Annotated in this window: 10 protein-coding genes, 1 tRNA gene and 1 riboswitch; of the genes, 3 read left to right on the plus strand and 8 right to left on the minus strand. The window is 49.1% G+C overall.

What is annotated here, in order from left to right:
* The 3 genes from J3353_RS02545 to J3353_RS02555 all read left to right on the plus strand — a co-directional run bounded on the left by J3353_RS02545 (position 1) and on the right by J3353_RS02555 (position 1,999).
* Positions 1-333: a hypothetical protein gene (locus J3353_RS02545; RefSeq protein WP_156075094.1), complete on the plus strand. Its 333-nt coding sequence runs from the start codon at positions 1-3 to the stop codon at positions 331-333.
* 141 nt (positions 334-474) lie between these two features.
* Positions 475-1,542 carry an IS30 family transposase gene (locus J3353_RS02550; protein WP_207684067.1) on the plus strand — a complete coding sequence of 356 codons (1,068 nt, stop codon included), beginning with the start codon at positions 475-477 and terminating at the stop codon, positions 1,540-1,542.
* A 381-nt stretch (positions 1,543-1,923) separates the two neighbouring features.
* A tRNA-Ala gene (locus J3353_RS02555) sits at positions 1,924-1,999 on the plus strand.
* A gap of 179 nt (positions 2,000-2,178) precedes the next feature.
* Here J3353_RS02555 and J3353_RS02560 read toward each other — a convergent pair.
* From J3353_RS02560 to J3353_RS02595, 8 genes are all read right to left on the minus strand, one after another.
* Complete coding sequence (locus tag J3353_RS02560; protein ID WP_207684068.1) at positions 2,179-3,777, minus strand: recombinase family protein; 1,599 nt, start codon at positions 3,775-3,777, stop codon at positions 2,179-2,181.
* Positions 3,778-3,915: 138 nt separating this feature from the next.
* On the minus strand, positions 3,916-4,101 hold the full coding sequence (locus J3353_RS02565; protein WP_015565653.1) for a hypothetical protein: 186 nt from the start codon (positions 4,099-4,101) through the stop codon (positions 3,916-3,918).
* 24 nt (positions 4,102-4,125) lie between these two features.
* Positions 4,126-4,947, minus strand: coding sequence for a DUF6551 family protein (locus tag J3353_RS02570; RefSeq protein ID WP_117929825.1), 822 nt, complete (start codon positions 4,945-4,947; stop codon positions 4,126-4,128).
* The gene (locus tag J3353_RS02575) at positions 4,938-5,609 is read right to left on the minus strand and encodes a type II toxin-antitoxin system PemK/MazF family toxin (RefSeq protein WP_097772416.1); all 672 of its coding nucleotides are present in this window, start codon (positions 5,607-5,609) and stop codon (positions 4,938-4,940) included. Before J3353_RS02575 ends, J3353_RS02570 begins: the two co-directional genes overlap by 10 nt.
* A gap of 123 nt (positions 5,610-5,732) precedes the next feature.
* Entirely contained in the window at positions 5,733-5,960 is a 228-nt protein-coding gene (locus J3353_RS02580; protein WP_117532939.1) for a hypothetical protein, read from the minus strand.
* Positions 5,961-6,314: 354 nt separating this feature from the next.
* A complete protein-coding gene (locus J3353_RS02585) occupies positions 6,315-6,803 on the minus strand; it encodes a sigma-70 family RNA polymerase sigma factor (protein ID WP_117532938.1) in 489 nt (162 codons plus the stop codon).
* Between the two features lie 524 nt (positions 6,804-7,327).
* Positions 7,328-8,653 carry a BTAD domain-containing putative transcriptional regulator gene (locus tag J3353_RS02590; RefSeq protein WP_177717491.1) on the minus strand — a complete coding sequence of 442 codons (1,326 nt, stop codon included), beginning with the start codon at positions 8,651-8,653 and terminating at the stop codon, positions 7,328-7,330.
* Between the two features lie 206 nt (positions 8,654-8,859).
* Positions 8,860-8,951, minus strand: a riboswitch (cyclic di-GMP riboswitch).
* A gap of 12 nt (positions 8,952-8,963) precedes the next feature.
* Positions 8,964-9,366, minus strand: a 403-nt coding sequence (locus tag J3353_RS02595) for a helix-turn-helix domain-containing protein (RefSeq protein WP_370569149.1), incomplete at its 5' end; no start/stop codon positions are given.

Genomic DNA, 9,366 nt, shown 5'->3' on the forward strand with positions numbered 1-9,366 from the left:
ATGCTGGAATTTATCGTCAAATACTGGGCGCAATGGCTTTTCGGCATCGTGGCGGCAGGGCTGACCGCTGCATACCGCAATCTCTCCAAGAAAATCAAGGCACAGAAAGAAGAAAACAAAGCAATCAAGGATGGTCTAAAAGCAATCCTGCATGATCGTTTGTATCAGGCGTGTAACTACTACATCGCCAAAGGGTGCATCGACACGGTGGGGCTGACGAACATCGGCTATCTCTATGAGAGCTACCATGCACTCGGCGGAAACGGAACAGGCACGGAACTGTATACCCGTGCAAAGGCATTGCCGATTAAAAACACCAGCATGGAGAAGTGACAAAATCCCCCGTTGGCAATCCGAAAGGAAAGCTGACGGGGGATTTTTTTGTTGCCCTGCGGTGGCCCCGTTGACAAAACACCAAAAGTCGGTTACATTTGAAATGCGAAACAAAGCGACAAAGAAAGGAGGAAAAACAACGTGCGAAGATTCAAACATCTAACATGGACAGACCGGCTTCGGATCGAGAAGTGGCTGAACGAGGGCATGAAACCCAAGGACATTGCCAGCAAATTGCGGGTGCATATCTCCACGGTGTACAATGAGCTACACCGCGGGGAGTATCAGCGGTTGGTGGGCGATACATGGGAGCTTGTGAGCGCGTACAGCCCGGACATTGCGGAGCAGAAATACCAAGCGCACCTGCGGGACAAAGGCCCAGCTCTGAAAATCGGCAAGGATCACGAGCTTGCAAACTACATCGAAACCACGATCCTGAATAAAGAGTGCAGCCCTGCGGCGGTGTTCGGATATGCGCAGCAGGAGGGCAAGCAGTTCAAGACGAGCGTTTCTGTGCAGACGGTGTACCACTATATAAAGAAAGGCTTGTTCCTGAATCTCACCCAAGAAGAACTGCCCCGGCACGGGAAGCACAAACAGGCGTATAAGAAAGTCTGCAAGAAAGAAGCTGCCCGCGCCCCGGCGGGGGAGAGCATCGAACAGCGGCCCACGGAAGTGAATGACCGGCAGGAGTTCGGACACTGGGAGGGCGACACGGTGTATAGCGGCAAGGGAAAAGTAAAGACGACCTGTGCGCTGTTCACCATGACGGAGCGCAAGACGCGCAACGAGATTATAATAGGAGTCCCGAACCGCAAAGCAGAAACCATCGTGAAAGCGGTTGACGCTCTGGAAAGGAAGCTGGGCGCAAGGAAGTTCCGCCTGATCTTCAAGAGCATCACGTTTGACAATGGTACAGAGTTTGCGGCGGCGGATATGCTGGAACGGTCGTGCATCAACAAGACCATCCCGCGGACAAAGGTTTACTTCTGCCACCCCTACTCTTCATGGGAGCGCGGCAGCAATGAACACGTCAACGGCATGATTCGCAGGAAGCACCCGAAAGGAACGGATTTCTCAAAGGTTTCCAAAGAGCAGTTGGAAGCGACGGAGAAGTGGATCAATGACTACCCGCGGAAAATCTTCGGGTACAAGAGTAGTGCGATCATGTTCCAACAGTGTTTGAATGAACTTGGCATAGCCATGTAAGAAAAGTGCAACACCACACCAAAAAGAAAGCGTGGTGATAGAGAAAATACGGCGAACTGAATAGCTCAAAGGTTGGCTGCAAGAAAAGTGAAACCTTGACGGCCTATTTGTATTGTTTCAAAATGAACAGAAATCTTTCTGAATTTTTGTAGAATTTAATGGTTGACTTCCGATTACTGAAAAATCTTTGCAAAAAAGGTTGACAAAGGGCGGCGCAGCTGGTATAATAATTCACGTTGCAGGACACGAACCAAATATGTGGGGGATTAGCTCAGCTGGGAGCCCGGTTGGTATCAAAACACACCCCCAGTCAGATAGTCCTGCGACAATCAAATTCCCAACAAAAAACTCCATCCAAGAGGTTCGCTTCTTGGATTTTATGGGGGATTAGCTCAGCTGGGAGAGCGCTTGCATGGCATGCAAGAGGTCAGCGGTTCGATCCCGCTATTCTCCACCAAAAAAGCACTGTACTTCGTTTGAAGTACGGTGCTTTTCTTTTTGCTTTCTTGGAGGTCGCACTGAAAATCATCCAAATGCCTGATTTTGCAGGCACATGGACGGCAACCCCCAATTCTTGCTGTTTCGTTGTTTCTGAAAATGCTTGTTCGATGCCCGACTGTTTTGCAGGCGGACGTATCACTCCCCCTCAATGTAAGGAGTGAGATCGAAGTTAAACGAGATGTTGATCTGATAGCCACGATAAACGTCTACCCTGCGGATCAGCTGGTTGACAACCATCTTCTTCGCTTCAAAGTTGGCACTGTCGTACAGGTCAGCATAGGAAATCAGCTCATCATAGAGCCTCGACACTTTATCCATCAGCTCTGCTGTTCTCTCCAGTTCCTCACTGGCAGATTCACAAAGGTCTTCCAGTTCCTTGAGTTTCTCTTCTTGCTCTGTAATCATTTCGGCAAGGGGTTCTCTCGGCAACACACTTTCGCCTTTGATGCAGGCTAAAATTTCGGCTTTCAGAGAAAGCAGGTCTTTCTCGGCCTTGTCTCGCTGCGTTTGCAGGTCTTGCAGATGGTTTTTGCGCTCCGTAGTTTCTTTTTCGTAGCGTTTTGTAACGATCTGCTCTTTCGGGATACCCCTCATTTTGGAAAAAATCTGGCGCACCGCCTTATCAATGATCTCATCCAGAATGTGGACGGTATATCCCGTCTGCCCGGTGCAGTTGGTCTGCTTGCGGAGCTTTCCGTAACAGGTATAGCGAATACGCAGCGTATCGTCTAACGAACCATCTGCCATTTTTCGCCATTTACGGCTGCTGGTCAGTTCCAGCTTTGCACCGCAGTGTCCGCAGTAAGCGTTGCCGGCAAGCAGCGACTTCCCATGGATGTTCAAAGGAAGGCGATTTTCGGCTTCCGCAGTTGAGCGTACAGAACGTTCATTCCGAATGCGCTGTGCGTTTTCAAACTGTTCCTGCGGGACAATCTGCAAATCCGGCATCAATTCTGACCGTGCATCCCCACAACGGAGAACGCCGGTGTAGGTCAGGTTTTGTACCATCCCCCGAATACTTGACGGGTGCCAGCATTTACCAGACCTTGCACGATAGCCAGAATTGTTCAGATAGGTGGCGATGTGCTGCGGACCATAGCCCTCATACACATACTTGTCAAAGACGATCCGCACTACGGCAGCTTCCTGTTCGTTGATGTGCAGTTCGTAGAGTTCGTGTTTGCGCTTGTTGATACGCCCACTCCGTACAAGGTCATAGCCATAAGGCGCATTTCCGCCCTTGAAGTGACCTTCTTCCACAAGCTGGCGCAGACTGGTGCGGGTTCGGACGGAAGTTTTTTCGCTCTCGCCATCTGCCTGCCAGAAGCGGATGTAGTTCAGCAGTTTGTCGGTGTGGTTGTCGAAACGCTGCTCACCCTCTTGGGTACTCCATACCCGGATGCCGTTCCGTACAAACCATTCCACAACAAAGGGAGTTTCATCTGCGATACGACCGATACGGTCGAACATGAACACCAGCAGAATGTCGAACTTGCCCTTCCGTGCATAGTCCTTGATGATTTGCAGCTTGTCGCGGGCGGCAGCCCGGACTTTGTGGCCCGATACGCCTTCTTCCTGTTCCTCATGGACGATGACCCAGCCCTTCGATTCAGCGAACTTATGGCAAGCCTTTCGCTGCATGGGCAGGTCAGCTTCATGGTTGGAATTGAAATCCACCTGCTTATCGGTGGAAACGCGGTACAAGCAACAGACACGGTTGTTGTTTTCTGTCATTACAAATTCCTCACTTTCATAACAAAAGTGGGGACAGACTTTATTCCGTTGTCAAAGAACGTCCGGCAATGGTTCGGCTTGTAGCACCGCCCGTTACCGCACTCAGTATAGCGTTTGGTTCTGCATTCGTCCATGATGTCAACCTACCTTCTTCGTATAGCTGGTGGCAAGCAGGATGTTCCGAATGCGCTCAAACGCTTCCGGGTTGGGTTCCTTGGAAAAGCTAAAAACGACAGGATAACCGTTGATTACATGATATTGCCGGTCGGCATCACGGTCAGCCGCAGGAAGGTTCTCTGCGACCTGAGAAAACTTGTCAATCATCGTAGTGCCCTTTCCTTTGATTTATCAGAATTTCATCGGCAGGGCATCCTTGCGGCACTTGCCGTTGTAGGCCATATAGATGGGAAAAACGTATTTCTTCCATCCGGGCAGTTTGGCAGGATTGTCCATGCCGCTGCGATAAATCTCCATGGGGTGAACGCTGCGCAGAGCACGGATCAGCCGTTCCTCGCTGAACTCACCGTGATACAGTTCCACAAAGTGCATCATGCCCCGCAGGACAGATGCCCGGAACGAATCAGGCTTGCCCTCCCATGCAGCCACGATCAGCCGCAGGGCCTCGCAGTAGATTTTCTCGCCCATCTGGTTGTACAGCTTGAGTGCGGTGCCCACGCAGCTGATGCGGTAGTCGCTCAACTGCAAGCTGTCGTAGTTGAAGTCCAGACCCACCCGATTGGTGGCTGCGAGAAATGCAACGGAGGGCGCATCCTCTCCCACGACCTTGGCACGGAGCTTGATGCCCGCCGTCAGAGGTGCGGCGTGACCGTTCTGCTCTGCGAAGAACAGAGCTTCCTGCTGCATCGTCAGGCCGGTGTAGATCTTGCACAGAATCGGCAGATCCTTACCGCCGTTGCGCAGGATACGCGCTTCAATGGTATGCTGGCCGTCCGTTACATAATACCGGCCATTGCGAAAGCTGACCTTCGGCTCGTTCGCCGTATATTCGTTAAAGTCTTTGGCAATCAGCTCAACGCGCTTGCGCTGGATGCCCCGCTGGTACAGCTCACGAGGGTAGATCAGCTTACTGCTGTGAATGACCACCATCTGGTACGGCGGTGTGATATGAAAGGAAGCGGAGAAGTTATCCGCAGTGTTTTTCAGGCGCATCTCATTTCCTCCTTGATTCGCCAGATGTATTTTTCAGCTTCTTCCAGAATCTCAGCGACCTGCTGCTTACGCTTCGGGATGGTGAGCAAGGTGGGATTAAAGGTAAAGCTGTATTCGAGCCGCTGAATCATGGCATGAACAGCGGATTGCAGTTCGGTATACACCATCATCTCCTCTACGCTCCCAGCGTCCTCAAAGGACGATTTGATGGGTGTGTAGGGATAGATGGGTGGCTTTCCATCCACCACTTCAGGAGGCGCATAAGCCGCCTGAGAGCGGATGATCGGTTTGAGTTTTTGAATGCTGCCCATCGGATTCAGGGCAAGACTGATCTTCACTGCATCATCGACCCGGCGCATATTCTCCGGGGAAAGGTGTCCGACAAACTTCAGGACACGGCTTTTATCAATGGTGAAAATCTGTTCTGCCTGAACAATGGACGGCTTCAGGCCATCTTCTTCTACCTGACAATGCGTTGCCTGTGTTACTTTCTTATCTGTCTTACTTGTCAAAGCCGCGACAATCAAAGTCGGAGAGTAGATGTTGCCGACATCATTTTGAAGAATGACTGCTGGGCGGGCACCGTTTTGTTCGGAGCCAACGCCTGCCTCCAGTTTTACAAAATAGATGTCTCCGCGTTGGAACTTCCAATTCGATTCCAAGTGCGAGCCTCCATTCTGATATGCAAAAGCCCGCTGCTTTTTTGCAGCGGGCTTTGCTCAATTCATGGTGGTAATTGATTTTAGGGATTCTATCGCATCCCTGCGGGTGAATGAAAACCGGATTCAGCGCGGCATGACAACGTAGTCGTAGCCACGCCGGGTCTGGCAGACCGTGCAGGTTTCCATGCATCTGTCCTTATTCGGCACAATGGCGATCTTGAACGCCTTGGTTTCAACGTAGTGCCGGAGGCAGACACCGCAGAGGGTACGGATGGACTTGACCATCGCAGGAGTCAGCTTCATCTCATGGTAGATCTGACGCTCTTTGATGGTAGGATTCAGTTCATCCATAGGCTTACCTCCTATGTGTAATTAAAAATAAGCGGGTAGTTATGTAAAGAACAGGAGCAACCGAAGACTGAAAACAGCATCCGGCTGCTCCTGATAAAATATGTTTAGGTCTCTCATATTCGCCCTCGGCTCCCTGAGAGTGGGGAATCATCTGGCGGCGGGCTTGTACCGCTCCATTGGCATCTCAACCACCCCGTCTACTTTCTGACCGGGCCGCGAATTACGGAAGTATCATTGTTCTGAGTACCAGACGACTGAACTATTCAGCTTTCAAGGTCCGTGAGTGTGGACATATCACCAGCGGCGAGAGCCGTCTGGTGATATGTCCCCTCACTTACGAGCCATCGAGAAGCCTCAATCTACACCCAAAAATCCAAACTTCTTCAAAAATTTAGTGATTTTCAAGATTCGCTTGCTAATATTTTGCTGTGCAATGCCATAAACTTTAGATAATTCTACGGTACTATATTCGTCGCGGAAATACAGCGTGATAAGCCGAAGTTCTTCATCGGAGAGTTTTTCTAACCCTTCTTGCAAACGCTTGTCTTTGATTTCGCCTACCCATGCAAACCGAGTCCGGGTCTCGTGGTAAGTATCGGTTACAGCAATTGCCTTTTCATACTGCTTAAAGTCAGAAGATTTCCTTCCCGTGCTGTCATCACCATCGTCAACGATTGCCAGTGTGTTTGCAACGTAGGAACGCTCACTATTGAGAACGCCCAAATCAAAATCATACATGGCTTGGATTGCATCTTCACTCATTCCCGCCTGTTGGTACTGCACACGCAGCCGTTCCCACTTTTTGTTCAGTTTTCGACGTTCGTTGCCGTTATTAAATTCCATTGTTGACCTCCAAATTTTCGATAAGGCGTAAAAAATTGAAAATTTGGAGATTCTAGGGATACTTTGCGGCCAGCTCCAGCCACGAAAAGAGGGCAAAAAGAAACATGAAGTGTCCTTTCCGCTGGATGCGGAGGATGAGGATACTTCACTGCTGGACAGGATGCCAACTTTTCTTTGGCGCAAAAAATAAGACGCATTAAAGAAAAGGGTACAGACACTGTTTTCCATCCGTAGATGGAAAGCAATATGAGTATCCTCAGCCTTTAATGCATCTCAGGCTTTCGATATATTTTTCTTCGTTACAGATCAAAAGCGGTTTATCCGGCTAAAAAAGGACAAAAAAATAAAGCCCTCGCAGCCAGACAACAAGGCTTTGACTTGCCTTGTTATCATAGCACACGAGGGTCTTATAGAAGTCACATGACGGTCTTATGAAAGTCACATGGAACGATTTTAGAAAAAATAAGGTCACACAGAAGTTGTATGAAGGTCACACGAAAGTCGCATGACGCAACTACGTTATTTTATCGTTCGAGTGAGTTGAGTAGTTTCTGGTATTCATCTTCGGGCAGCTTTTGCTTCGCAGCCGCAAGCTCGCCCGCTGCCATCTCGTCCATGTGCTGCTTCTGGTACGAGCGAATAAGCCAATAGTAGGCTTTTGTGTTTTCCGGCGCGATGGTCAGGGCCAGTGCAGCATCCCGATGAAGCAGATCGTATGCGTGGAAGTCCATCAACTGCTTCAGCAGTTCATTAACTGTACTCATAAATGCGAGGTGGTATCGGTTTGCGTAGTGAACCAGCCAGTGTTCGCCATTGGCAGCAGAAAGAAGTTTGCCCTGATACAATGATGCCGCTTTTTCGAGCAATCTCACCTTATTTATAGCAGAAGTGGCTTTTGCGGCCGCAATGCACAACTCATCGAACCGCTGAAAGTCGGTCGTGATATGGAGGTCGGGGTTGAATTGGTAGCCAGACGGCGTGGAGAGAATCAGCTGTTCATCCGAGATAATACTGAATGCCTGCCGCAGCCGGTAAACGAGCTGTTTGACCTTTTTTCCGGGTTCGTCCTTATCCTCCAGTTCTTCTGGCCAGATTTCCTGTACGATTTCCAACGATGAAAGGGCTTTCTTATTGGAAAGCAGCATAAAGGTCAGCAGACGGCTGATTTTAGGAGATTTCAGGTCGGACTCCGGCAGGACACCGTGGGAAGTGTGGATTTTCAATTCTCCGAACAAGCTGATGAAGACATCATGGCTGCTCTTGATATTTTCTGGCGAGATTGCCATGCTCAGACTGTCAGCCATTCGCTTATCGTTGTATGCCGCCAGTAACACATAGGCCAGAAGTTTAAGCATACTGGTCTGATGGATGTACCGCTGAGGATTGCGAACAGCAATCAGGGCGATTTGCCGAGGCTCCAAAGGAATTGCAAGGACAGACTTGATTCCCAGACGCTCATAGAGTTGGTACTCATCTGGATAGAGGTCTTTAACCTCTTCGGCATCGGGCACAACCATGGGAGTTCCTCTGCGCACTGCCTTTACCCAGCGGTCGAGAAATTCAGACGATTCAAACTCATTTGTAAGGATAGTAGTTTTATCTTCTTGGCATTCATTGTGCCACCAGAGTGGCTTCCACAGCCCCAAATCCAGATCAACCTGAATCAGACCGCACCAGTCGGCATCATAGAATTTACAGGCCGCTTCCATGACGCAAAGTGCCACCTCTTTTGGCGGCAGGTGGCGATAATACAGCTGCGTTTCCAGATTGTTCATTGTGTTTTCAAAATCAAGAGCGCACTGGATATTCTCGGAATCAGGACTTTCGCACACCTGATCAAGTTGCCGCATAACAATACCTCCTAAACAAAAAGCAGCATCCGGGCCTTCTCCATTCGATACGGTGAATCCCTGATGCTGTCTATATAAAAGCCATCTCTCCACCGCATAAGCTGAAGAACGCCCCATCATTTTGCTTTCAAAAACAAAAACCGCCTGTGAGTTGAAATCTTCACAGACGGTTCTAACATGGTAGAGGGATAAAATTATCCCATTCAAAAAGCAATCGGCTGTCATGACCTCGTATATGAGATTTTAGACCCATTTGGCTTTGTGTTCCTATCTTTCGGTAGGTTTACCAAGTATTAAGTTCTTTGATAATTTACTTTTTTACGATTGTTTTTATAAAAGCCGTAAGTGCATTGATCTGCTCGGCATCGAACTGTTTTAGCTGGTCAACAAGTGCATTCATTCCATTGGAGGTTTCCTCGCCGAAATTAAAAAATTCTTGTGGAGTAATGTTGAAATATTCGCAGATGTAAAAGAAATTTGCCATCGTCGGAAAGGAAGTACCACTTTCGATTGCACGAATATAGCCGGGATTCTGCCCGATTGAGAGGCTCATGTCTCTTGCAGACACACCCTTCTGTGTGCGCAGCTCAGTAAGCCTCTTAGAAAACTGTTCTTCGTACATGGCCACCACCATCCTTCTCAACTCTATTGTAGTCGAGAGCATAGCCGAAACCGAACGATTAAATCTATTATTTTTAATTGATATAATCAAC

Origin of the sequence: Faecalibacterium sp. Marseille-Q4137 (assembly GCF_017377535.1) — a bacterium.
In the GTDB taxonomy this organism is placed as follows: Bacteria; Bacillota; Clostridia; order Oscillospirales; family Ruminococcaceae; genus Faecalibacterium; species Faecalibacterium duncaniae.

What these genes read in the sequence shown, in the direction of transcription:
- J3353_RS02570 (WP_117929825.1), bottom strand. Translation starts at nt 4,947, where the DNA reads ATGCGCCTGAAAAACACTGCGGATAACTTCTCCGCTTCCTTTCATATC.
- J3353_RS02545 (WP_156075094.1), top strand. Translation starts at nt 1, where the DNA reads ATGCTGGAATTTATCGTCAAATACTGGGCGCAATGGCTTTTCGGCATC.
- J3353_RS02560 (WP_207684068.1), bottom strand. Translation starts at nt 3,777, where the DNA reads ATGACAGAAAACAACAACCGTGTCTGTTGCTTGTACCGCGTTTCCACC.
- J3353_RS02585 (WP_117532938.1), bottom strand. Translation starts at nt 6,803, where the DNA reads ATGGAATTTAATAACGGCAACGAACGTCGAAAACTGAACAAAAAGTGG.
- J3353_RS02580 (WP_117532939.1), bottom strand. Translation starts at nt 5,960, where the DNA reads ATGGATGAACTGAATCCTACCATCAAAGAGCGTCAGATCTACCATGAG.
- J3353_RS02590 (WP_177717491.1), bottom strand. Translation starts at nt 8,653, where the DNA reads ATGCGGCAACTTGATCAGGTGTGCGAAAGTCCTGATTCCGAGAATATC.
- J3353_RS02565 (WP_015565653.1), bottom strand. Translation starts at nt 4,101, where the DNA reads ATGATTGACAAGTTTTCTCAGGTCGCAGAGAACCTTCCTGCGGCTGAC.